Source organism: Paenibacillus aestuarii, assembly GCF_027789125.1.
Classification (GTDB): Bacteria; Bacillota; Bacilli; order Paenibacillales; family NBRC-103111; genus Paenibacillus_E; species Paenibacillus_E aestuarii.
In genome coordinates, this window is the sequence record NZ_JAQFVF010000002.1 from 1 (window position 1) to 21,565 (window position 21,565).

The following is a 21,565-nucleotide window of genomic DNA, read 5'->3' on the forward strand; positions in this document are numbered from 1 at the left end:
GACTACAGGTCCCTCCGCCGCCGCCCTCCTCGCTGCAATTGGGCAAATACCAATTAGCGCATCGCCCGACGGCACCATGCAGCGGATGCAGTGGATCCATCTCCCGCCGAAAGCTGCTGTAGTTCGGATTTGCCCACTTGCAGCACGCACGTCACCCTTATGCGCGGCTGTAGTCCGGTTTTGCCCACTTACAGCGGCATTTCTGGCTGCGGGGCGCAAAATACGGCTCTCTAATTGGGCTTTCCCGGACTACAGGTGCCTCCTCCGCCGACCTCCTCGCTGCAATTGGGCAAATACCAATTAGCGCATCGCCCGACGGCACCATGCAGCGGATGCAGTGGACCCGCCTCCCGCCGAAGCAGCTGTAGTCCGGATTTGCCCACTTACAGCGGCGTTTCTGGCCACGTGGTGCAAACTATAGCTCTCCAATTGGGCTTTCCCGGACTACAGGTGCCCCCGCCGCCGACCTCCTCGCTGCAATTGGACAAATACCAATTAGCGCATCGCCCGACGGCACCATGCAGCGGATGCAGTGGACCCGCCTCCCGCCAAAAGCTGCTGTAGTTCGGAATTGCCGACGTATTGCCGATGGCTAATGCATCATAGCCTGTGACCCGATCGAGGGTCATGAAAGCTTTTGTTGCGAGAAAATATCGGAATTTATCGAATTATTATCGATTTTCGCCTGTTTTTGACCTATAATGAAGGAATGTTTGGGATGGAGAAAGCGGGTGACGAGCTTCCATGCAATTGAGTGTCTGGAAACAATGGTTTCATAAGAGAAAGCAATCCGACGCTTCCGTCGGCGCGCGACGTTACGCAAAGGAAATAGCGTCCACAATCCCAAGTGAGATTCTGGAGGCCATTCGGAAGTTTTTCAAGACGTATAACCATTTTCAGGGCGCGCGCAGCTTGCAAACCGATACATTTATTAAAGAAGTGTTCTACGCCACCAAACAGGACCCTAAGGATCGGCGCAGCATAGATGAGATGGCTTCTTATATTCACAGCAAGAACGTGCTGCGGCTGCGTTTGAAATCGTATGAGATCGATGAGTATCTGCAACTAAGCGATACGGTCAGCATGATTGGGGTGACACGTGAGTTTAGCAATCAGCACCGCAATCGCGTGCTTTATTTTCTCATGAAGGAAGAGGGAGCATGGCGGTTTCACCATATTGCGCGTTCGCACCACGGGGTTGTCATCGATAAGTTTCAGGTGAAGGAGCAAGTCGGCTTTGTCGTCGGTAATCAACATGCCACGCTGCTGTTCCTGACCCACGCGCAGTCAGCGGATGCCACGACGTACATGACGGGTGATTATGTGCACGTGGAAGGGTATTTGGAAGTGGAGCAGACGGTCAGCGACCAGCTGTTTTATCGAATTGTACGGATGAATCGCGTGCATTAGGTTATGCAGGGTTATTAATTGTGTACTTTGTTCTTGGACAGGGCGACTTAAACCACCACTCTTTGAGTGGTGGTTTTTACAGGAACAAAATAAAACTTTCGTAGACTTCATTGGGGGTTAAAAAACGGTATGGCGAATTTCGGCAAATTCATGAAGCTATTCGTAATAGGGGCATTAGGAATTGCGTTTGTTTTTGCTTTATTTATGCATTCTTACTATATTCCAGATAAAGCAGCGTTTAAGAGCAATTCTGTAATGGATTACGGGGTATTATTAATTTGTTTGTGCCTATTTATGTTAGGTGTATTGATTTTTAGAAAAATTAAATATCATTGGGCTCTTGTTATTTCCGTAATATTAATCATAACCACACAGTTATTATTTGTTCTCCAGTACCCTTTAGAGCCCTTTTCAGACATGAAAGAAGTTTATCAAATTGCAATAGGTGGTTTTAATGGAATCAGCAATAACACTGCTTTTGATAGAGGGGGGTATTTAGCCACTTTCCCCAACAATGTTTATTACACACTCTTTTTAACAATCCTATATTCTTTTTTACCTAAATCAATTCTGGTAGCCAAAATCGTGAATATAATCTCCTCTTTGATAATCGTAGCTTGTGCTGGGGTAATTTATAGAGAGTTTTTCGGGGAGAAATTTTTAGGGGGATTTCTTATTTTGTTATCGCTTTTTCCCCCAAGCATTTTTTATGCGAATCATATTTACAATGATACGATATCGACTGCATTTTTTTGTCTTTCGTTAGTGTTATTAATTAAGGGCTTAAAAAGAAATCAGGTGTTACTGATCATTTATGCATTTAGTCTGCTAACAATAGGTGATCTGTTTCGTCAAATTGGAATTGTTTTTATGATCGCATATATTTTGATCATTGTAATTTCGGGAAGAAATCAAATTAATCGCCTTTTAACCTATGCTCCAATTATTGCAGGACTCATCATCTTTTTTGGTACACGACCACTTATTAATTTAATTTTGATGAATTTGGGAATCTTACCCCAAACATATGGCTTATTTGCAATGCCGATTACCGCTTGGCTATTTATGGTCTTAAACCCAACATCTTTTGGTTTTCAGGATGGTAAGACGTTTAATATATTTTATGAATCTGGGTCTGATCCAGTAAAAGCTTCTGGAATTTATACGGCTGGGATCTATCAAAGGTTTAACGAAAATGGCTTTTGGGGTATTGTGAAAATAATTATGAAGAAATACTTGTGGACATGGACAGAAGGATCATACCAGATGGAGCGTTATGGTTTTGGCTTTAATAACACATTACAATATGAAACTTCTTTCACTAAATTAATTTATTCTAATACTTTTATTCGAGAATTCATTAATTTAATTATGCATGGTTATAATACGATTTTGTTAGGTTTTACTTTATTAGGTATCGTTGATACGTACAAGAAAAAGAATAATGATATTACAATTATTTTATTAGTGCTTGCAGGGGTTATGGGCTTTTATTTAATTTGGGAAATAAAATCTAGATATATTTTTATCATATGGCCTTTTATTCTGCTTTTTGCTTATCATGGGGTAAGTTCTCTTTTTGAGCAGAAAAAATATTTGCTAAAAAGAAATATGGAAAAGTAGCAATGCTATGAAAAAGAAAGAGTCGCATTACGCGGCTCTTTCTTTAATTGTGTTAAGCACTTATTTGAGATGGCTTTGATAATTGGTTGGAATGTTTTGATATTCTTTTACTCAGATAAATAGAAGGAACTTCAATAAGATAATGCATAATAATCGATAATGTTATTGCAACAATTGCTGAGATTAGTAAAATTTCAGCTAATGATAACCTGTTGTAAAAAAAATTTAGTACTGCGAACAAGGCTAGACAATGGTAAAGATAAAGACTATAAGATATTTTACCCATAAATACAAATGGCTTGAGTAAAAGTATTTTGGAAAAACCTTTAGATGTTAATGCTGCAATTAACAATATTGAAGCTCCTATGGAGATAACCCAATCGTCAAGAACATAAGGGTGTAATTTCCAATGTTCAGCCAAGAACCAGTGAGAATAAGTATACAAAAGAATACCGGCTAGTATGAAAATAAACATGACTTCTTTTGGCAATTGGTTATATCTGTTTATTATACTATTTCTGTGTTTTGCTAGCGATGATCCCAAAATAAACATGGACAAATAATGAAGTGTATCTGTGTAATAGACGCTGTAGCTTGGTATATACGTTTCAAAGTGCTTATGGCACAAATAGCTGACTAAAGATAAAATTGCAGATATGCTTACGTTTACTTTCCAATTTAAGCGAATAACAAGGAACATAATAAATGGAAATATTATGGATATCCTCATCTCATGTATAAGTGACCATATTACAGGATCTAATACATAAGTCTTAAAGTCACCAACAAGCACGATATGATGTATAAACAATTTCATATCAATGTGGGTGGCCCATATTTTATTAAACCATGGTGTTAATTCAGCAATCCCCCCACGGGAAAAATAATGCTTTAGCACAAGTGCTAAGCCTACTGCAAAAATGTAGGGAGGATATATCCGAAGAAAACGTTTCAATAGAAACTTACAGTATGAAATTTTGTTAGAGGTGAAGAAAGGAAGCGATAATACAAAACCACTTAATATAAAGAAAAATATCACGGATTCGTGTCCGGCCCAGAAAAGATGAATGGGTGAAAATTGATAACGCTGTACGAAGATAAGCAATGGAACTGCTAAGATAAAGTGGTGAAGAACTACGAAAATTGAAGCAAATCCTCGAAGTGAATCTAACTCTTTATAACGTTGATTCATTGAACCGTTCCAATCCCTTTCTTAACTGTGCTAATTAATCATTAATTTCCTTTATTTCCGCTTCAGCTCGCGCAGGGCATAGAATGTTCCACGCCAATAGATGCCGCCCTGCCGCCACGTCAGCCAGACGGAACGGCACATCGTGTACAACAGCAGCGCAGCGCTGACCGGAAGCTGGTAGGCCTCGCTGGCCTGCTTGCCGATCATGCGTGCGACCATTTGGCGGTACAGCCAAATCTGCAGCATGACGCAGACGCTGAATGCGGCGCCCCGCCAGTCCCAGAGGAGCAGTAAGCCCAGCCACGGTAAAATAAAGAACAGCAGCTGGCCCAGGCAAGCGGCCAAAGCGAACAAATAACTGTAGCGGAACCCAGAGAACAGATTCTTCTCCAGCCCGCGGATCGCCTCATGCAATGAACGGTACCATTCGACTTGCAGTGTATGTTTGCCGGATAGGACTTTCTGTTTAAAGCCTGCCCGCTTCAAGGCGATACCCAGCTGTAAATCATCGTCAGGGCGCAGGGCAATCGCCTTATGCGTGCCGATCGCTTCATACGCGCTGCGGTTGACCATATTAAAAGCGCCGATCCCGATGCCTTGGCGGCGAGAGCGCTCATCGTTCGCGCGCCATGGCCGGACAAACAGGGAGAAGGCGAAGAGAAAGAAATGCACAAAGCCTCGCAGCAGCGCACCATGGGCGATCATATTCGGTGTGAGCGTCAGATGTTGGACTTCATGCTCCTGCATATAAGCGACGGCATCAGCGATTGTTCCCGGCGAGAATATAATATCGGCGTCCGTAAAAAGCAAATATTGGCCTCTAGCCTGCAAATAGCCCTGATACAGGGCATGATTTTTGCCCAGCCATCCGTCCGGCAGATTCGTGATATGGACGATTCGCAGCGGAATGCCGATGCCCTCCTTGCGCTCGGACCATCTGCGCAGTTCTTCCAGACGCGTGCCTGTCGCATCCTGCGAGCGGTCATTCACGGCGATGATTTCCAGGCGGGGATAATGCTGTGTCAGCAGATGCTGAACCGTGTCAAGGATCGTGCTTTCCTCTTCCTTCGCGGCGATAATGACGGATACGAGTGGAGGCTTGTCCGGCAGCTTAACCGCTCGGGGCAGTGCATGCAGCAGACGCAGGCCGCGAATCGAATCCAGGGTCACCAAGAGCCAATAGAGGAGGGCAAGGACAGCAAGAATGCCGAGGGTGGACATGGCGCACCTCCATATGGAAAAATAGAGTTGAACGCATTATATCATTCATGCCGAGCAACGGGCAATGGAGCTCAATGGAGCACAATCGAGGGGGAGCAGCGATGAAAGAAGAACGTGTCCACGAGCAAGAACAATTTTGGAAAAATATGGATGGAACTCAATTGGGTTTCTTTCTTTTGGAGATTGCCATAGCAGGCATGCTGAAGCCGGATACGGTTGCCTTTGTATGTATAGGAACGGATCGATCCACAGGGGACGCCCTTGGACCGCTCGTCGGCAGCAGGCTGAAGGAAGCGGGATATCCCTTCGTTATTGGGACGCTGGAGAGTCCATGTGATGCCAGCAATCTGGCGGAACGTTTGCAGGAGATTCCGGCAGGGCGTACGGTCATAGCGATTGACGCATGTCTGGGGCAGAAGCAGTCCGTCGGCCTGTATCAAGTGTCGAACCAGCCGCTCGCGCCAGGGAAGTCGGTCGGCAAGGTGCTGCCGCAGGTCGGCGATTACACGATAGCAGCTATTGTGAACGCGGACGGGCCGAAACAATACGCCATTTTGCAAACGACATCCTTACATAACGTGTTAAAAATGACGGAGGAAGTGGCGCAGGCGATCTTCCGCGCCTTTCCGATTTGGCGGGTCTTATGAGACCTGGCGGTGGCATGGGGGGATTATCGGACCGGATGAACCGCCCGAAAGCAAAGCTGAAGGATGTCTCGGTACGCCGCATTTTTGGGCTTTTTCGGGGTTATTGGGGGCAATTGGCTGGGATAATTAGTCTAGCGCTGTTTGCGGCCGTAGTCGGGCTTATACCGCCTCTAGTGATGAAAGAGATCATCGACAAGGCGATCCCGCAGGGCCATATGCAGCTGCTAGCCGGAATGGCGATGCTGATGATTCTGCTGCCCTTGCTGAGCGGCGTGCTCGGCGTCTGGCAGAATCACCTGAACACCAAAGTGACCCAGGGGGTCATTCGGGATTTGGGGCAGTCGTTGTACCATAATTTGCAGCGGCAGTCGATGGCATTCTTCACTGATGCGCGCTCGGGCGAAATCGTCCAGCGGATTACGGGGGACGTGCAGGCGGTACAAAATGTCGTCACATCGCTAGTCGTGTCGTCCATCACACAGATCGTCATCGTCGTGACGACGACGGTGATTTTGTTTGCGCTCGATTGGAAATTGGCTATTATTTCCATGCTGATTTTGCCGCTTTTTGTGCTGCCGGTGAAAAAGGTATCCAAAATGCGTAAGGAACTGCGCATCCAGACGCAGAAGGTACGCTCGGACATCGCTGCGCAGCTGGGAGAAAGCTTTGGCATCTCCGGCGCGCTGCTGACGCGGATATTCGGAAGGGAGCGCCAGCAGGAAGAGGAGTTCAGGGCCATGAACCAGAAAGTGATGGACCTGGAGCTGCGGCTCAATCTGGTCGGCCGCTGGTTCGGCATGGCCACAAGTACGCTGGGGCCGTTAGGCACAGCGATCATTTATTTGTACGGCGGGTACTCGGTCATCAGCGGCAGTATGACCCTTGGGGCCATCGTCGCTTTTGCCGCTTATCTGGGCCGCCTGTATATGCCTGTGGGCACGCTGCTGAACCTGCAGGTGGAGGTGGGTACGGCGCTGGGCGTTTTCCAGCGCATTTTTGAATACCAAGACATGGTGCCCGATGTCCTGGATGCCCCTGACGCGCGACCGCTGCCGCAAGTCGCGGGTCGTGTGGCTTATAAGCAGGTGTCGTTTGCTTATAAGCCAGGGCAGTACGCGCTGCGCGACGTCACATTCGAGGCGCAGCCTGGAGAGATGGTCGCGCTCGTCGGGCCGAGCGGCGCGGGGAAATCGACGCTGATCGGCATGATCGCGCGGCTGTACGACCCGACGGCAGGCGTCGTCGAGGTCGACGGCGTGGACGTCAAGGCCGTTCAGCTTGCCTTGCTGCGCAGCCGGATCGCGTATGTGACGCAGGAGTCGTTCTTGTTCCACGCGACGATCGCTGACAATTTGCGCTTCGCGAAGGCGGATGCGACGCAGGAGGAGATGGAGGCTGCTTGCCGCCAGGCCTACATCCATGATTTCATCGTGTCGCTGCCCGAAGGGTACGACACGATGGTGGGCGAGCGCGGCCACCGGCTCTCCGGCGGCGAGCGCCAACGGATCGCGATCGCGCGCGCGATCCTCAAGCGCCCCCGCATCCTCATCCTCGATGAGGCGACCTCGCATTTGGACTCGGAGTCCGAGTCCTATGTGCAGGCTGCGCTCGAGGAGCTGATGCAGGGGCGCACGACGCTCGTAATCGCGCACCGGCTCTCCACGGTGCTGGCTGCCGATCACATTCTAGTGATCGAAGCGGGCAGCGTCGTGGAGCGGGGCACGCACAGCGAGCTGCTTGAGCTGGACGGGCTGTACGCGCGGCTGTACCGCACGCAGTTTGCGAAAGCGGTGGAAGCGGAGGCGTGAGCGCATGCAAAAGGAGGTAAGCAACCTGAGGGTGTTTACCTCCTTTTAGGCTTTTATGCAGCCAATAGCAGAAGGGTACTTCCGCTATTCGCTTTTTCGTGCAGGTGGAGTATTCGAGCCGGATCAAGAAAGCTCCTCTTCCGCTGCGGGAGAGCCGTCCGGACGGTGCTCGTATGGCGGATCGCCGTGAGAATAGGTGCTAGTGCTCCCATCGTAACAAATATAGGCAGCTTGTCATGAAAAATGATATTCCGTTTATAAAAATCTGTCATACACTTAATAGTACGCCGATACAATTACTATTACACACAAAATATGCGCAGCAAGGAGTTGATGGAGGATGGCTCTAATCACACATATCAATGTATGTAATGCGGCTCATGAAATTTACTGCTGTCTCCGTAACAAAATCGTAAAGCTCGATGCGCACCAGAAATCGCAATTCTGCAGTAGCTGCAAAATGTTTGCAGGCGATGCTAAGGGCTACGAGCATGGTGTAACCTGTGTATGGGAAGATCTGCGAGAAGTGAATAACCCCCATTACGCCCTCGATCCGCTGGAGGAATTTGCTCATAATCAAATTAAACAAGTGCCGCCTGAAGGCCCAGCCTTGTACTTATACTCGTCCTAATGGCCAAATACATTCTCTTTGATTTTGACGGGACGTTGGTGGATTCGCGTGCGCTGCTCGTGAAGCTCTACAATGAAATGGCGCTTCAGTACCAGTTTCGCCTGATTCGCGAGCAGGATCTGGGGATGCTAAGGTCGCTCTCAATTGCTGAACGCGTGGAGCGGCTTGGTGTGCCCGCCGTACAAATTCCTAAGCTGGCTATGGCCGGACGCTTGAAGTACCAGGAAAATATTCGGACATTGCAAATCGTGCCGGGAATGAAGGAGGTCGTCGCCCGGTTGTCGGCGCAGCGACTTACGTGCTCCATTTTATCATCGAATTCGGCAAGCAATATCCGCGCTTTTCTTAAACATAACAAGATGGACAGCGTCTTTAAGGAGGTTATCTCCGCAAAGCATGTGTTCGGGAAGCATCATTCCATCCGCAAGGTGATGAAAGCTTGGGGAGCGGGGCCGACACAGGTGATTTATGTCGGTGATGAGCTGCGGGATATTGAAGCATGCAAAAAGCTAGGCGTCCCGATCATCTCCGTAACCTGGGGGTACGATGCGCCTACGCTGCTCCGCAAAGGGAAGCCGGATTACATGGTGGATTCGCCGAATGAACTGCTACGAGTCATTTTAGCCTTGACGTAAACCTGTCAGGGTTATTTTGTTTTATATAGGCTGTAAAAGAAGAAGAGATAGTCTGCGAATAGGTCTTAAAAACTACTTAAATAGATCTTATGAACTATTTATGTTATACTTATATATCATCTGAGTTTACATATTTAGGGGTTGGTTTCCATATCTACTGTACTGCCGAATCCAAAACAAGTTCTAATTGAAGAGTTTTTTGCCATGATTCGCGGTTTGAAGCGCACCGGGCTCGACATTATCCACGTCAGAGATTTTTTTTGGCGGGTTTCGGAGATCCGGACCTTCATCCCTCCAACCGTTGAGTTTATGTCAGTGATGAAAACATATAATCCTGTTCTGTTTCATGAATTTAAATCATCGCTTGTTCCGAATTCAAGCATGCATCTGCTTGCGGGCCTCTATATGGAGCCGGGGCAAGCGCTGATCAGCCTCGGCATCGAGTCGGTAGAGCAACTTGAAACCGCAATTAAAGGCAAGACGCATTAGCCAGAGGCTCAACTCCCACACGAACAAAATTAGGGCTGCCCCCAAGTAGATGATTCTACTTCAAGGGCAGCCCTTTCGTCTATGCGAATCTATGAATGGAGCAGTCAGTCTTTCTTCTCTTTCAGAGCGGCCATCAGTTTCTCCGCCAGACTGTTCCCCAACTGAGTTTGATCGGAAAATTTCTCAATCAGCTGGCGGTTAGCTTTCGCTGACGCACGCCGGCCACCGCTGCCGCCGGATGCTTGCGGATCCAGCTTCTCCACGACATTGCACGGCCGGCACTGAAAATACTTCCCGGATTTCCCATTGTGAATTTCCATCTTCTTATGGCACTGCGGGCACCGGCGATTGGAAAGCTGGCCATCCGCTTCACGCTTATAGGAGCATTCCCGGCTTGAACAGACGAGATAGCGGCCTCGCTTGCCTTTGACTTCTTGCAGGAACTCCCCGCATTCCGGACATTTGCTGCCCGTCAAATTATGCGGTTTATAGGCAGCAGAGCTCGTTTTTACTTCGCTGACGAGATCCGCCGCCTTGGCGCGAATACCGCTGAGGAATTGCTCAACGCTCCCTTTGCCCTGGGCAATGCGTTCGAGCTCCAGCTCCCAGCGCGCGGTAAGCTCCGGAGAGCGCAGCTCTTCCGAGGCAAGCTCGATCAGCTGCGCGCCTTTGCCTGTCGGCATGAGCTGAGAGTCTTGACGCTCGATTGTGTCCGAGGACACGAGCTTCTCGATAATATCCGCCCTTGTAGCCGGCGTGCCCAAATTATGCTTCTCCATCTGGGAGAGCAGGGTAGCCTCGTTGTAGCGTGCCGGCGGTTTCGTGCGGCTGTTGATTTGCCGGCTGCTTTTGACCGTTATGGCATCGCCCTGCGCCACTTGCGGCAGCGTCTGGGCCGGTGAGCCTTCGTCCTCGGCGTCAGCGTCTTCGCGGTCCGGGTCGGTGAAGTCGGAGCTGCCGTACACTTCCTTCCAACCGGCGTGTTTGATGACACGGCCTGAGGCGTGAAGCTTTTCACCGGCGACCTCAATCGTCAGCTTGGTTTCATCATAGCGGCACGGGCCGTAAAAAAGAGCGATAAACCGCCGCACGATGAGATCGTACAGCCGGCGCTCGTCGGCGCTCAGCGTGGCGAGTGCAATGGCTTCGCCCGTCGGTATAATCGCATGGTGGTCGCTCACCTTGCTGTCATCCACGATGCGCTTGGTTATGTTAAGCGGCTTGCGGATGAACGAGGCGACCAAAGGCGCATAAGGACCGATGGCGGCCCCCTTGAGCCGCTCCTGGAGCGTAGCCGCCATGTCGGAGGTCAAGTAGCGCGAATCGGTACGCGGGTACGTGACCAGCTTGTACTGCTCATACAGGCGCTGCAGCACATTGGACGTTTGCTTGGCGGAGAAGCCGAACTTGCGGTTGGCATCGCGCTGCAGCTCGGTCAGATCGTAGGCCAGCGGATGCGGAATGTGCTTCTCGCTTTGCTGTACCTGCACGATCCGGCCACCCTGGCCCTGCAGCTTCGACTTGAGCGCGTCGGCGCGCTCGCGGTCGAAGATGCGCGCATCGCCGGTCTTCGGGTCGCGCCAGGTCGCGCGGAACGCGCCAAAATCGGCCTCGATAACCCAGTAATCGAGGGAGCGGAAATTGCGAATCTCCTTCTCGCGATTCATCATCATGGCCAGCGTCGGCGTCTGCACGCGGCCTGCGGACAAGGACGCGCCGAATTTGCTGGTCAGCGCGCGCGTCACATTGAGGCCGATCAGCCAATCGGCCTCAGAACGGCACACGGCTGCTTGATACAGCCGGTTATAGTCCGTGCCGGGCTTCAGCTGTGCGAAGCCCTCGCGGATTGCCTGATCCGTCTGGGACGAAATCCAAAGCCGTTTGAACGGCTTATTCCAGCGGATCAGCTCCATGATCCAGCGCGCGACGAGCTCGCCTTCGCGCCCGGCATCCGTCGCAATGACCATCTCGGCGAGGTCATTGCGGCGGCTGAGCTGTTCGATCGCACGATATTGGTGCGAGGTCTCTTTGATGACCTTCAGCTTCATTCGCTCGGGGATAATGGGTAAATCCTCCAGGTTCCATGTTTTATACTTGGTATCATAATCTTCAGGCTCGGCGAGCGTGACCAGATGGCCAAGCGCCCAGGTGACGACATAGCGAGGACCTTCGTAATGGTGCTTTTGCTTTTGGGTGCAGCCGAGGACGCGGGCAATTTCTTTGGCGACGCTTGGCTTTTCTGTTAATACAAGTGTTTTCATCGTAACGGTTACCTCTTTCGAACAGGCTGGCTTGCCAAACTTTACTCATTATAGCACAAACCAAAAAACCTCCCCATCACGGGGAGGCTTGTACGACACTAAGCGTGGAAAACCAACGTCCATACTTGCTTGCCAACCAGAAGCAGCGTGACAAGCACGAACAGCGGCTTGACAAAGGTGCTGCCTTTGCGGATGGCCACTTGGGAGCCGACCAACGCTCCGAAGATCATCGCGATCCCCATCGGCAGTCCGTAATAGTAATTGACAGATTTCATTAGGAAAAAGGTTCCGAGACTGGCAACATTACTCGCCAAGTTCAGCACTTTGGCATTGGCGGAAGCGCCGACGAAGTCAAAGCCGACCATCAAAAATAAGAAAATGAGAAACGATCCTGCGCCAGGACCGAAAAATCCGTCATAAAATCCGATGGCGAACGCGCCGATGACGAGCAGGGTTACGGTTTTGGCCGTCAATCCGTTGTATGTAGAGGTGACGCCCCAATTTTTTTTGAACAAGGTGTAGATCGTAACGACGATCAGCATACCTACGACAAGCGGCTTCAGGAAGTCGGAAGGAATTTGCTTAACGGTATATGTCCCTAAGATGGCGCCTATGAAGGAAAGCGGGAATAAGCAAAGAGCCAGCTTCATATTTCCCTTTTTGGACATCAGGAAGGAGCTTGTACTCGTCAGTGAGGACATCGTGCCGCCCAGCTTGTTCGTTCCAAGGCCATACACGGGCGGGAGTCCGGCAAAAAGCAAAGCAGGAAGGGAAATCAGTCCGCCGCCGCCGACGACAGAATCAATAAATGCAGCCAAAAATCCAGCGCCGATTAAAAAGAACAGCATTTCTAAACTCGGGTACTCCATGGTGTCACACTCCGCTGTAAGATATAGTTAGCATAATTGAAAAGTGGTCAATTATCAACGATAAAAATGCGGAAGCGGATGGGCTGGAAGCGGGTGGATAAGCACGCTTTTTGCAGCTGTGAAGCGCCGCAGCTTGGCTGACTTTTAAAGTTTTTTTAGCGTGAAATCTTTCGGTACAACCTGCATACACTTAGATGATTAAATGGCAGAAGGGCGGGGATTTGCATGTGGACACGCAAAGAACTAAAAGATAGGGCCAAGCAAGTGCTTAAAACCTCTTATTGGAAAGCGTTTTTGGTTGGCTTGCTGCTGGCGTTTGTCAGTGGAGGCTTGCCTGGGTCGTTCAATGGAAATTTCGGCGGACACACCGGCAGCCACAATGGAGTGTCAATGCCGTTGCCTGGCATGGGCCATGGGGGTGAGGATACTTTTTCGGGCGCTTTTTTGATTTTTCTGCTGATAGCTATCTTGTTTGGCATTCTCGCGCTGCTCAGCGTGCTTGCATTCCGGGTTTTTCTAGGCGCACCTCTTGAAGTAGGGGCTACGCAGTACTACAAGCAAGCGGCTCAGTCCGATGTTAACATGAATTATTTAGGTTTTGCTTTTTCGAAAGGGAAGTATGGGGCGATTGTGAAGGCGATGTTCTGGCGTTGGCTGCTCAACTTCTTGTGGACGCTGCTGCTCATTATTCCAGGGATCGTGAAGTCGTATGCCTACTCGATGGTGCCATTTATTCTGGGAGATAATCCGAATGTTGGGACGAAACGAGCTGTTGAGCTGAGCAACCGGATGACACGCGGACACAAGTGGAAGATGTTCGTTTTGGATCTCTCATTTCTCGGGTGGTATTTGCTTGGGGTGATTGCCCTGTTCATCGGCGTGCTGTTCGTTCTGCCCTATTATTATTCGACCAAGGCTGAGCTTTATTTGGTACTTCGTCAACAAGCGTTGTACGACGGATTGACCAGTGAGAGCGAGCTGAATATGGCGGAGTCCGTTTAGGGTGGGCGCTGCAGGAAGCAAAATGATTTATTTTGCTGAACGGTTTGTACAAAGTCCTTTTGTCCATTACAATGGGAGTATGCGAAGTGATGGGAAGGATGAACGACTGAAATGAATTTAAACGTATGGTCAGAGACAAATGTAGAATATATGTTCGAGGAAATTAAGAAGAAGCTGCGCATGGCGACTGGCGGCTCCATTAAAGCATCGAGCGTCAAGGAAGACGTCTACGAAGATTTAAAAGATTTGTATGACCTGGTGATGAGCAAAGACAATTTCAGCATTAGCGAAATTGACGCCATCACCTCTGAGCTTGGCAAAATCCGCAAAGCTTAAATCGCTTTGGTGAAGGATGGGGCAGCCTCTTCGTAGGAAGGGGCTGTTTTTTTATGATTATAGGGGGCTTATTGCCGATCATCTACGGTGCTGCCCGCGATTAGTTGGGCTGATTCGGACTGCAGCAGGCTAGAGGTCGGGCGAAGGCGCTGTAGTTCGGATTCACCAAATTGCTGCGTGTAGAGACCGCTTGCAGATGCTGCAGCCCGGCAAAACCGGGCTACGATAAACAGAACTGCCCGTTAAGCTGCTGCGGCACAAGCCCACGGCAAGACATCCGCTCATTTTTGCAGAAACTCGGACAGCTATACAGGCGAATCCTCCCGAGCAATCGTACACTGTAGAGTAGTTCAGTTATGATCCTTGAGGAGGTGGATGTTCGTGGCATCCAAAATTCGTAAAGAAGATGTAAGGAAATTGATCGGAAAAGAAATCTTCGCTGTTAAGAAAGATGGTACTCGTGTTGCCGGCAAGCTTGTTCGCATTAACGGCAACACTTTGATTGTTGCTTCGGCAAAAGGCAAAAAAGTGCAAACAAAAGCGATTGTTCCATTGGTCCTTTTTGATTTACTGGCTATCGGTACTTCTCCTTTTGCATTTGGTGGCTTTGGCGGTTGGGGCGGTGGCTTTGGCTATCCTTATGGTGGCTTTGGTTGGGGTGGACCTGGCTTCTGGTAATTTATTTCAAATACGCGAGTTTGAAAAAACGGCTGTCCTGGGCACGCGCTGTGCTTCGGATCAGCCGTTTTCTTGTTTTCTTGGCAGCGGTGAGAATATTGGGATTGTCTGCACGGTCAATATGGTGAACACGATTTTTGATGCGATTCACGCCTCTTATACACGGGGGGATTTTTTATTGGGCGTCTGTAAAAGCCTCAGCAGCAGCTTCTTCCTGCTGCTTTTTGGCTTGTTCGGCGGCTTGCATGTTTTGGGCCACAGAGGTGAAGCCCGCCTGCTGAGCCTGATTGACGATCATTTGCTGGATCCACTCCGGCGTATCTTCATCACTGACATTAAGCATATCGAGAAAATCAGAATCGTTCAGCATGGAGCGGGTGCCAAGCAGTTGATTGTGGTCGCCTTCGACGGAGCCGAATCCTTGGACGGTCTTCTGGTTGCTTTCAAAATCTGTCGGCCAGTTATTGCCCATGTTGATGCACGAAGCGCTTTCCACGGATCCGATGCGGATCGAACCGATGATAAAGGTTGGCGACATGAAGGATGATGACATGCTCAAGCACCTCCTGTTGATTTCGGCTGCGGGGTGTAGCGGTAACCGGTCGCCGTCCGCTCGGTGCTGCCTTCGGACGCGGGAGCTGTGAGATCTCGCTTAGGTGAACGGCCGGCGTAATAACCAGTCACGGGATCAGTGGCAGCGCTGCTTGTTTCTGCTGTAAGCTCCTTTGCAGATACCACAGAAAATCCGGAAGCTGCAGATGAACCACCTGCGGATCCGGCAGACGGGCCAGGGCTAGTGACACTGGCTATCTTACCCCCGGGCGAGCCACCCGCGGGGGAGGTGGGCGCCCCGGCCCCGGCGTTTGCGCTAGCAGCCTTGCCCCCAGCCCCCCCAGTTGAGCCCGCTGTCGTGTCCGTTTTCACCGGGGCTTTGGCCGGTGCAGCTGTGGAGTCAGCTTTTGGCTCAGATTTGGTCCCGGTTGCTTTGTTCCAAACAGTCGTTTCTTCCTTGTGATCCGGCTTAGCGCCAAAATTATTGCCCAAATTGAGCGAACCGCTCAGTTCTTTAATGTCCAACTGGTCCAACCGGAAAGTTAGGTTCTCTAAAACAGGTTGATGTATATGAAGAGCTTCTACACGGATTTCCGGGGTTTTTTCGGTCAAGCGAAGCAGGAGCTCCTCCAATCTCTTGATTCGCTGCTCCAACTGCTGAACGGCATGCGGAGGGACAGGCATCACTTGCGGGATGGGCTGCTGTGTTTTTGGGGGCTGCGCGCTTTGGGGCGGCGTAGTGGGTGTTTTCGTTTTTTGAAACCATTGTCCCATAGCCGCTCAACTCTTTCTTCGTTTAGGCTGTTCGAAGTCCACCGTATCTTCATCCTGTACAAGGTGGCTGCCGCCTATGGCCGCATTATGTTCCCCCTTAACTTCGCCAAGCCCCTGATTGGTTTTGTCAGAATGCCGCACGCCGATGATTCGATTCATACCTTTATTTACACTGGATGAATTAGCCAAATCATCAATATGGATCGCCTTGAAGTGAATGCGTACCATGAAGTTCCCTCCATCCTCATGAGACTGTCATACCTATGTATATGGGGACGACAGAAGATTCATTTCCTTTTTGCTAAACAAATAACGCTTAGCCTATGCAGCGTAAGCGTTACGTGAATTGAATAGGAACCACTTTCTCCCCGTCTTCGGGGGCAAGCGGTATGCGAATAATAAGCAGGCCGTTATGGTACCGGGCATGCATTTGTTCCTTTACAGCGCGTCCCGGCAAGCGGATCGCCCGTTCAAAGGCGCCGAAAAACCGCTCGGCGAGCAGCATTTGTTGGTCAAGCACCTGATAGGGGCGGACGAGTGTGCCGCGGATCAGAAGGGATTGTTCGCGAAACGACAGCTGAATCTGTTCGGGCGAAGACAACCCGGGCAGCTCCGCCACAATGACAAGTTCCTGCGGAGTTTCATACATATCCACCCGAGGGCCGGTCAGCGGGATGATGCTGGCGATATCCTGCCAGAAATCGGGTCCCAGCACATCTCCGACCTGAGCTTGAAGACCTTTCCAGTCGGGCTTGGGCGAATATTTCGGATTCAACGGGCATCACCTGGCTTCTGCTTCGGAGTCACGTAAAAATATGCTGCTACTAGCTTATGAGCGCTAGGCGCAGATTATGGCACCTTTGTGCCAGGTGCGACTCCGTTGCCATAAGCAGAGACCGGAGCCGTTGTCACCGCTGCGGATTCCGCTGCTCCGTCAACTGCTGCTGCGCCATGCGGACGAGCTCGCGTACCATAGCCCCGCCAATCGGCCCGCCGACACGGCCGGCATCTTCCGAGCGCAGCTGACCGTTGTAGCCAGGCGTTAGCGGTACGCCTAACGTGCGGGCGACTTCGTATTTGACCAGATCGGGCCGTTCGGGATTTACATTGTAACCTTGATTTTGCATCACTTGCGTTTTGAGCAGGTTCAAACCGTGTTCAGAACCGGGGACGACTGCTCGGTTTCGTCTTCTGCGAGACACCTAGGCATCACCTCTAAAGGAAGGATGTGCTTAAGATACCCGTACCATGTCCAAATTATTTGATCGTTGCGGGATTGCCGGGCGGCCTTGATCGGAAGGTGAAATATTTGTGCCCCAAATAATTGCCGACCGTATAGATGCCGCTGCCAACCAAAATGGCGGCATTATGCAGCCAATTCGCACGCCAAGCGGGGAAGAGCGAGGAGGCGGTTGATGTCAGGAGCCAGCTGAGGCTGTAAGAAATTCCATAACATACCAGGATGACTGCGATGAACTTCCACCAACTGTTCTGCACGCTGACTTCGGAACGAAACGTAAACGTTCGGTTCAGTGTAAAGCTGACGATAGCGCCTATCGTATTGCCGGTGAATGTGGATAGCCAGTAATTCCAATGAAGCAGGTTGAACAGCACAAAGATGGAAGATAAGCCTACCAACGTATTAAATACGCCTACAAGCAAAAAGCGGGCAAAACTGCCCGTCAGCAGCCGCTTTACTTGGACCATGCCGTTTTGGACGGCTTCTGCACAGCAAGTTCGCGGTTTTCCGCCGTGACCTCCTTCTCGATGATGTAGAGCGGGCGGCGCTTGACTTCCTTATAGATCTTGCCTATGTATTCACCGATCAAACCGAGCGCTAGCAGCTGAACACCGCCGATGAACCAAACCGATAAGATCAGCGAAGTCCATCCGGTCACAGTGGCTCCCATGATTTTGCCGATAATGGCGTAGAGGGCTGCAACGACACTAAGCGCAAACAGCAGGAACCCCATGGTTGTGACAAAACGGATCGGGGTGACGCTGAACGAGGTAATCCCATCGAAGGCAAATGCAAGCATTTTGCGCAGCGGATACTTGGATTCCCCGGCGAATCGTTCCTTGCGGGTAAAGTACACTTTGGTTGAAGGATAGCCGAGCAGAGGCACCATTCCTCGCAGAAATAAGTTGACCTCCTGGAAGTGCTCCAGCTTTTCGAGCGTTCGGCGGCTCATTAAGCGGAAATCCGCATGATTATAATGAATGTTAACGCCCATTCTGGTCATGAGCTTATAGAAGCCTTGTGCAGTAGCCCGCTTGAAGAAGGTATCGGCGGAGCGGTCTTGCCTGACTCCGTACACGATATCGTAGCCTTCGTGATACTTCATGACAAATTCACGGATGGCATCCACATCGTCCTGCAAATCGGCATCAATGGAAACGACGCAATCCGCATGTTCTTTGGCTTTCATGAGCCCGGCGAGCAGCGCGCTTTGATGGCCGGCATTTCTGGCCAGTTTCAAGCCCGTTACGAACGTATTGGTTGTGTGGAAGCGCTCAATCAGCTCCCAGGTTGCGTCTCTACTGCCGTCGTCGACCAGCAGCAACGTGCTTTCGTTGGAGATAAGCTGATCTTGGATCAAGGCATCCAGTACGCCACTTAGCTGGAATACAGTTTCGGGTAATACTTCTTCCTCGTTATAACAAGGGACCACAATGGTCAATACAGGAGTTACCACTTTTGTCTCGTCTCCATCCTAAAAAGGTAATAACATGCAAAGACACTACATTTCTGATTATAGCTTAAAGTTTGAGCAATATTAAGACGCTGCATGTCCAACTTGTCAAAAGAAGCAAACGGCTGGAACACCCCATGTCGTCCCAGCCGCTTATTCATATTACCAACCGAAACCGAATGTCGCCAGTACGATAACCAAGAGGATATATAAAACAAGGACTACAGCTGTGCTAGTGTAACCAACGTTTGTTCCACAACTCATTGTTAATCCCTCCCTTCACAAGATTACTATATGTCATTCATCTACCCGGAGTATGGATGTTAGCCCTGTTTGTTTAAAAAAATTAGGGAACGTGTCCATATATTCCTCCGGAAACGGGACAAAAACCTGCTAAAGCCAGATAAACCGGCTATGCAGGTTTTTAATGTCAGGATAACGTTTCCCATTTGGTCCACATCGCCTCAGGATTGAGTTCATACACTTCGTTTTCGCGGAACATGAACTGATGCATGATGAACTCGCGGCGCATTGTGGCAAAATCCGGATGAAACTGCTGAATAAAGACATTCAGCTCTTTTTCCGTGTATTGGCGTCCTTTTTCGAGCTGCTGGGCGATGTGGCTGAGGACGATGAGTTTTTTCTTTAGTTGTGACGGAACTTGTTTCAGTTGGCCCTCGGCAGTGAAGAAGTTTCTGAGGACGGAATCCTGCAATTTTTTCTGTTTATCGGTTGGCTCCATAACCGGATCGGCACCTCCATTTTTCTCAATTAGGTTTAGCGTCGCCTGAGCGCCGCTTTGGATGAAATGACGGTTCAAGGAAAAATAAATCGTATTCTTTTCTCGACGTTCGTTAATTAAGCTCGCTTCCCGCAGTTTGGCCGCATGATGGGTTATGGTGGCAGGGGTAACGGAGAGCTTCTCTGCAAGTACCTGACCGTTCAGCTCGCCCTCCGCCAGCAGGATGAGCAATCTTATTCGTGTAGGATCGGCTAATGCTTTGTGATAGCTGATAACTTTGTCTAATTGCATGGCGGGATGCACCTTCCTGGCTTATCTGATTTAAAGAACATCTAATTTAAATAATATCTAATTAGATGATAATTAAATTTCTTTAGCGTGTCAAGAATTGCCTATGCGCACGTAAGTTTCCTATTTGAAGTGGAGTGATGTAAAATAGATACTATTCGAATTGTTTTGTCAAAGGGGAATCATACCAATGCGCATCCTTATCTTAACGGCCGTAGCAGCCGAAAAGGAGGCTGTCCTGCGCGGTCTCGGCGATGACAGCCGCTTTACCGTGGAGCTTGCCGGCGTGGGGCTTGTCGAGGCTGCGGTCAGTGCAGCGACGATTCTGGCGGCTTCGGATTACGACCTTGTCATCAGCGCCGGCATCGCCGGCGGCTTCCCGGGACGGGCCGACATCGGCTCTGTCGTTGTCGCCAGCGACATTGTCGCCGCCGACCTCGGCGTGCAGACGCTGGACGGCTTCAGCAGCCTGGACGAGCTCGGCTTCGGCACGACCCGCGTGCCCGTCGCTGCCGAGCTCGCTGCGCGCGTGACCGGCGGGCTGCAAGCGGCCGGGCTGGCGGCTGCAGCCGGGCCGGTGCTCACGGTCGCGACGGCGACCGGCACGGCGGCCACGGCCGCTGCCCTTGCCGCCCGCGTGCCGGGCGCCGCTGCCGAAGCCATGGAAGGCTTCGGCGTGGCTGCGGCCGCGCACCGGCGAGGGATGCCGGTGTTGGAGATCCGCACGATCTCCAACACGGTCGGCCCGCGAGACCGCGACGCCTGGCGGATCGGCGACGCTTTGAAAGCTTTACAAGCAGCAAGTTCAGTATTAACGGAGGTGCTTTAATCATGAAAATCGCGTACTCGCCATGTCCGAACGATACGTTTGTTTTCCACGCTTTGGCTCACGGGTTGATTCCCGGGGCGCCAGAGCTTGAAGTTTTATATGCGGATATTGATGTGACGAACCGTTTGGCCGCTGAGGGCAATGGGCCGGAAGTGCTCAAAATCTCTTATGCCGCACTCCCTTGGGTGTTGAAAGACTACGCGCTGCTGCCTTGCGGCGGCGCGTTAGGCCGGGGTTGCGGCCCGCTCGTGCTGACGAAGAACGGCGGCTCAGACCCAGCAACGCTGGCAGGACGCCGCGTCGCTGTGCCGAGCGACCGCTCGACGGCTTATCTGCTGTTCCGCCTCTGGGCGGCTCAGCATGTCCCTGGCGGTGTAGGGGAGATCGTGGTGATGCCATTCCACGAAATCATGCCAGCCGTCCGCGACGGGCACATGGATGCCGGCCTGGTTATCCACGAAGCGCGCTTCACGTACCCTTCGTACGGACTGACACAGTTGGTCGATCTCGGCAACTGGTGGGAAAGCGACACCGGGCTGCCGATTCCACTCGGTGCGATCATCGCCCGCCGGGGGCTCGATTTGGAAGCGATCTCCGGCTGGATCCGCGCTTCTGTCGAATACGCCTGGGCGCATCCGGAAGCTTCGCGCGATTATGTCATGGAGCACGCACAGGAGATGGACCCGAAAGTCGCGCAGGCGCATATCGACCTGTACGTGAACGAGTTCACCGCGAACCTGGGCGAGAGCGGTTATGGTGCCATCACGACGCTGCTCAAGCGTGCAGCGGAGGAAGGTCTTGTGCCGCAGATGGATTATGCGGCGCTGTTGAAATAAAAAGAGAGGGGCATGGGGCCCCTCTCTTTTTTTGCGCGTGCGCTTAGTC

The 21,565-nt window shown here is 50.8% G+C and carries 27 protein-coding genes; 12 read left to right on the forward strand and 15 right to left on the reverse strand.

Annotated features, from left to right (window positions below):
• Positions 1 to 219, reverse strand: a 219-nt coding sequence (locus tag O9139_RS00345) for a hypothetical protein (RefSeq protein ID WP_270877454.1), incomplete at its 3' end; no start/stop codon positions are given.
• 164 nt (positions 220 to 383) lie between these two features.
• Positions 384 to 629 (reverse strand): hypothetical protein, encoded by a 246-nt coding sequence (locus O9139_RS00350; RefSeq protein WP_270877455.1) that lies wholly within the window; start codon positions 627 to 629, stop codon positions 384 to 386.
• A 115-nt stretch (positions 630 to 744) separates the two neighbouring features.
• On the opposite strand from O9139_RS00350, the gene O9139_RS00355 reads away from it, so the two are divergent.
• Together O9139_RS00355 and O9139_RS00360 are read left to right on the forward strand one after the other, a co-directional pair.
• Positions 745 to 1,410 carry a hypothetical protein gene (locus O9139_RS00355; RefSeq protein ID WP_270877456.1) on the forward strand — a complete coding sequence of 222 codons (666 nt, stop codon included), beginning with the start codon at positions 745 to 747 and terminating at the stop codon, positions 1,408 to 1,410.
• Between the two features lie 129 nt (positions 1,411 to 1,539).
• A complete protein-coding gene (locus O9139_RS00360) occupies positions 1,540 to 3,033 on the forward strand; it encodes a glycosyltransferase family 39 protein (RefSeq protein ID WP_270877457.1) in 1,494 nt (497 codons plus the stop codon).
• A 52-nt stretch (positions 3,034 to 3,085) separates the two neighbouring features.
• Here O9139_RS00360 and O9139_RS00365 read toward each other — a convergent pair whose 3' ends face one another.
• Entirely contained in the window at positions 3,086 to 4,225 is a 1,140-nt protein-coding gene (locus O9139_RS00365; protein ID WP_270877458.1) for an acyltransferase family protein, read from the reverse strand.
• A 51-nt stretch (positions 4,226 to 4,276) separates the two neighbouring features.
• Positions 4,277 to 5,446 (reverse strand): glycosyltransferase, encoded by a 1,170-nt coding sequence (locus O9139_RS00370; protein WP_270877459.1) that lies wholly within the window; start codon positions 5,444 to 5,446, stop codon positions 4,277 to 4,279.
• Between the two features lie 101 nt (positions 5,447 to 5,547).
• Between O9139_RS00370 and yyaC the strand changes: the two genes are divergently transcribed.
• The 5 genes from yyaC to O9139_RS00395 all read left to right on the forward strand — a co-directional run bounded on the left by yyaC (position 5,548) and on the right by O9139_RS00395 (position 9,656).
• On the forward strand, positions 5,548 to 6,093 hold the full coding sequence (yyaC, locus tag O9139_RS00375; protein WP_270877460.1) for a spore protease YyaC: 546 nt from the start codon (positions 5,548 to 5,550) through the stop codon (positions 6,091 to 6,093).
• Between the two features lie 35 nt (positions 6,094 to 6,128).
• Positions 6,129 to 7,901: an ABC transporter ATP-binding protein gene (locus O9139_RS00380; RefSeq protein WP_270877461.1), complete on the forward strand. Its 1,773-nt coding sequence runs from the start codon at positions 6,129 to 6,131 to the stop codon at positions 7,899 to 7,901.
• A 340-nt stretch (positions 7,902 to 8,241) separates the two neighbouring features.
• A complete protein-coding gene (locus O9139_RS00385; protein WP_270877462.1) occupies positions 8,242 to 8,532 on the forward strand; it encodes a hypothetical protein in 291 nt (96 codons plus the stop codon).
• A complete protein-coding gene (locus tag O9139_RS00390) occupies positions 8,532 to 9,167 on the forward strand; it encodes an HAD hydrolase-like protein (RefSeq protein WP_270877463.1) in 636 nt (211 codons plus the stop codon). Before O9139_RS00385 ends, O9139_RS00390 begins: the two co-directional genes overlap by 1 nt.
• Before the next feature lie 204 nt (positions 9,168 to 9,371).
• On the forward strand, positions 9,372 to 9,656 hold the full coding sequence (locus O9139_RS00395) for a hypothetical protein (RefSeq protein ID WP_270877464.1): 285 nt from the start codon (positions 9,372 to 9,374) through the stop codon (positions 9,654 to 9,656).
• 104 nt (positions 9,657 to 9,760) lie between these two features.
• On the opposite strand, the gene O9139_RS00400 is transcribed toward O9139_RS00395, so the two are convergent.
• Together O9139_RS00400 and O9139_RS00405 are read right to left on the reverse strand one after the other, a co-directional pair.
• Entirely contained in the window at positions 9,761 to 11,917 is a 2,157-nt protein-coding gene (locus tag O9139_RS00400; RefSeq protein ID WP_270877465.1) for a DNA topoisomerase III, read from the reverse strand.
• Positions 11,918 to 12,015: 98 nt separating this feature from the next.
• On the reverse strand, positions 12,016 to 12,786 hold the full coding sequence (locus O9139_RS00405) for a TSUP family transporter (RefSeq protein ID WP_270877466.1): 771 nt from the start codon (positions 12,784 to 12,786) through the stop codon (positions 12,016 to 12,018).
• A 225-nt stretch (positions 12,787 to 13,011) separates the two neighbouring features.
• Here O9139_RS00405 and O9139_RS00410 point away from each other — a divergent pair, with 225 nt between their 5' ends.
• The 3 genes from O9139_RS00410 to O9139_RS00420 all read left to right on the forward strand — a co-directional run bounded on the left by O9139_RS00410 (position 13,012) and on the right by O9139_RS00420 (position 14,802).
• Positions 13,012 to 13,788: a DUF975 family protein gene (locus O9139_RS00410; RefSeq protein ID WP_270877467.1), complete on the forward strand. Its 777-nt coding sequence runs from the start codon at positions 13,012 to 13,014 to the stop codon at positions 13,786 to 13,788.
• A gap of 111 nt (positions 13,789 to 13,899) precedes the next feature.
• Positions 13,900 to 14,124: a DUF1128 domain-containing protein gene (locus O9139_RS00415; RefSeq protein WP_270877468.1), complete on the forward strand. Its 225-nt coding sequence runs from the start codon at positions 13,900 to 13,902 to the stop codon at positions 14,122 to 14,124.
• A 375-nt stretch (positions 14,125 to 14,499) separates the two neighbouring features.
• Entirely contained in the window at positions 14,500 to 14,802 is a 303-nt protein-coding gene (locus O9139_RS00420) for a hypothetical protein (RefSeq protein ID WP_270877469.1), read from the forward strand.
• A 175-nt stretch (positions 14,803 to 14,977) separates the two neighbouring features.
• Here the strand turns inward: O9139_RS00420 and O9139_RS00425 are convergent, their stop codons facing one another.
• From O9139_RS00425 to O9139_RS00465, 9 genes are all read right to left on the reverse strand, one after another.
• Positions 14,978 to 15,355 (reverse strand): hypothetical protein, encoded by a 378-nt coding sequence (locus tag O9139_RS00425; protein ID WP_270877470.1) that lies wholly within the window; start codon positions 15,353 to 15,355, stop codon positions 14,978 to 14,980.
• Between the two features lie 2 nt (positions 15,356 to 15,357).
• Positions 15,358 to 16,128 carry a hypothetical protein gene (locus tag O9139_RS00430; RefSeq protein WP_270877471.1) on the reverse strand — a complete coding sequence of 257 codons (771 nt, stop codon included), beginning with the start codon at positions 16,126 to 16,128 and terminating at the stop codon, positions 15,358 to 15,360.
• 6 nt (positions 16,129 to 16,134) lie between these two features.
• Positions 16,135 to 16,356, reverse strand: a complete 222-nt coding sequence (locus O9139_RS00435; RefSeq protein ID WP_270877472.1) for a hypothetical protein — start codon at positions 16,354 to 16,356, stop codon at positions 16,135 to 16,137.
• A gap of 109 nt (positions 16,357 to 16,465) precedes the next feature.
• The gene (locus O9139_RS00440) at positions 16,466 to 16,903 is read right to left on the reverse strand and encodes an Hsp20/alpha crystallin family protein (RefSeq protein WP_270877473.1); all 438 of its coding nucleotides are present in this window, start codon (positions 16,901 to 16,903) and stop codon (positions 16,466 to 16,468) included.
• A 133-nt stretch (positions 16,904 to 17,036) separates the two neighbouring features.
• Complete coding sequence (locus O9139_RS00445; protein ID WP_270877474.1) at positions 17,037 to 17,330, reverse strand: alpha/beta-type small acid-soluble spore protein; 294 nt, start codon at positions 17,328 to 17,330, stop codon at positions 17,037 to 17,039.
• A 55-nt stretch (positions 17,331 to 17,385) separates the two neighbouring features.
• A complete protein-coding gene (locus O9139_RS00450; RefSeq protein WP_270877475.1) occupies positions 17,386 to 17,835 on the reverse strand; it encodes a GtrA family protein in 450 nt (149 codons plus the stop codon).
• On the reverse strand, positions 17,823 to 18,824 hold the full coding sequence (locus tag O9139_RS00455) for a glycosyltransferase family 2 protein (protein WP_270877476.1): 1,002 nt from the start codon (positions 18,822 to 18,824) through the stop codon (positions 17,823 to 17,825). The genes O9139_RS00450 and O9139_RS00455 overlap by 13 nt, the downstream gene beginning before the upstream one ends.
• A gap of 159 nt (positions 18,825 to 18,983) precedes the next feature.
• A complete protein-coding gene (locus O9139_RS00460; RefSeq protein WP_270877477.1) occupies positions 18,984 to 19,085 on the reverse strand; it encodes a YjcZ family sporulation protein in 102 nt (33 codons plus the stop codon).
• 166 nt (positions 19,086 to 19,251) lie between these two features.
• Positions 19,252 to 19,854, reverse strand: coding sequence for a DUF2087 domain-containing protein (locus O9139_RS00465; protein WP_270877478.1), 603 nt, complete (start codon positions 19,852 to 19,854; stop codon positions 19,252 to 19,254).
• A 187-nt stretch (positions 19,855 to 20,041) separates the two neighbouring features.
• Between O9139_RS00465 and O9139_RS00470 the strand changes: the two genes are divergently transcribed.
• Together O9139_RS00470 and O9139_RS00475 are read left to right on the forward strand one after the other, a co-directional pair.
• Positions 20,042 to 20,680 (forward strand): futalosine hydrolase, encoded by a 639-nt coding sequence (locus tag O9139_RS00470; protein ID WP_270877479.1) that lies wholly within the window; start codon positions 20,042 to 20,044, stop codon positions 20,678 to 20,680.
• A gap of 2 nt (positions 20,681 to 20,682) precedes the next feature.
• Positions 20,683 to 21,516, forward strand: coding sequence for a 1,4-dihydroxy-6-naphthoate synthase (locus O9139_RS00475; protein ID WP_270877480.1), 834 nt, complete (start codon positions 20,683 to 20,685; stop codon positions 21,514 to 21,516).
• Positions 21,517 to 21,565 lie beyond the last annotated feature (49 nt).

Coding starts and splice junctions, on each gene's coding strand:
- O9139_RS00380 (WP_270877461.1), top strand. CDS start 6,129: ATGAACCGCCCGAAAGCAAAGCTGAAGGATGTCTCGGTACGCCGCATT.
- yyaC (WP_270877460.1), top strand. CDS start 5,548: ATGAAAGAAGAACGTGTCCACGAGCAAGAACAATTTTGGAAAAATATG.
- O9139_RS00365 (WP_270877458.1), bottom strand. CDS start 4,225: ATGAATCAACGTTATAAAGAGTTAGATTCACTTCGAGGATTTGCTTCA.
- O9139_RS00390 (WP_270877463.1), top strand. CDS start 8,532: ATGGCCAAATACATTCTCTTTGATTTTGACGGGACGTTGGTGGATTCG.
- O9139_RS00450 (WP_270877475.1), bottom strand. CDS start 17,835: ATGGTCCAAGTAAAGCGGCTGCTGACGGGCAGTTTTGCCCGCTTTTTG.
- O9139_RS00415 (WP_270877468.1), top strand. CDS start 13,900: ATGAATTTAAACGTATGGTCAGAGACAAATGTAGAATATATGTTCGAG.
- O9139_RS00475 (WP_270877480.1), top strand. CDS start 20,683: ATGAAAATCGCGTACTCGCCATGTCCGAACGATACGTTTGTTTTCCAC.
- O9139_RS00385 (WP_270877462.1), top strand. CDS start 8,242: ATGGCTCTAATCACACATATCAATGTATGTAATGCGGCTCATGAAATT.
- O9139_RS00400 (WP_270877465.1), bottom strand. CDS start 11,917: ATGAAAACACTTGTATTAACAGAAAAGCCAAGCGTCGCCAAAGAAATT.
- O9139_RS00405 (WP_270877466.1), bottom strand. CDS start 12,786: ATGGAGTACCCGAGTTTAGAAATGCTGTTCTTTTTAATCGGCGCTGGA.
- O9139_RS00355 (WP_270877456.1), top strand. CDS start 745: ATGCAATTGAGTGTCTGGAAACAATGGTTTCATAAGAGAAAGCAATCC.
- O9139_RS00350 (WP_270877455.1), bottom strand. CDS start 629: ATGACCCTCGATCGGGTCACAGGCTATGATGCATTAGCCATCGGCAAT.
- O9139_RS00430 (WP_270877471.1), bottom strand. CDS start 16,128: ATGGGACAATGGTTTCAAAAAACGAAAACACCCACTACGCCGCCCCAA.
- O9139_RS00435 (WP_270877472.1), bottom strand. CDS start 16,356: ATGGTACGCATTCACTTCAAGGCGATCCATATTGATGATTTGGCTAAT.
- O9139_RS00460 (WP_270877477.1), bottom strand. CDS start 19,085: ATGAGTTGTGGAACAAACGTTGGTTACACTAGCACAGCTGTAGTCCTT.
- O9139_RS00410 (WP_270877467.1), top strand. CDS start 13,012: ATGTGGACACGCAAAGAACTAAAAGATAGGGCCAAGCAAGTGCTTAAA.
- O9139_RS00360 (WP_270877457.1), top strand. CDS start 1,540: ATGGCGAATTTCGGCAAATTCATGAAGCTATTCGTAATAGGGGCATTA.
- O9139_RS00420 (WP_270877469.1), top strand. CDS start 14,500: ATGTTCGTGGCATCCAAAATTCGTAAAGAAGATGTAAGGAAATTGATC.
- O9139_RS00370 (WP_270877459.1), bottom strand. CDS start 5,446: ATGTCCACCCTCGGCATTCTTGCTGTCCTTGCCCTCCTCTATTGGCTC.
- O9139_RS00395 (WP_270877464.1), top strand. CDS start 9,372: ATGATTCGCGGTTTGAAGCGCACCGGGCTCGACATTATCCACGTCAGA.
- O9139_RS00470 (WP_270877479.1), top strand. CDS start 20,042: ATGCGCATCCTTATCTTAACGGCCGTAGCAGCCGAAAAGGAGGCTGTC.
- O9139_RS00465 (WP_270877478.1), bottom strand. CDS start 19,854: ATGCAATTAGACAAAGTTATCAGCTATCACAAAGCATTAGCCGATCCT.
- O9139_RS00425 (WP_270877470.1), bottom strand. CDS start 15,355: ATGTCATCATCCTTCATGTCGCCAACCTTTATCATCGGTTCGATCCGC.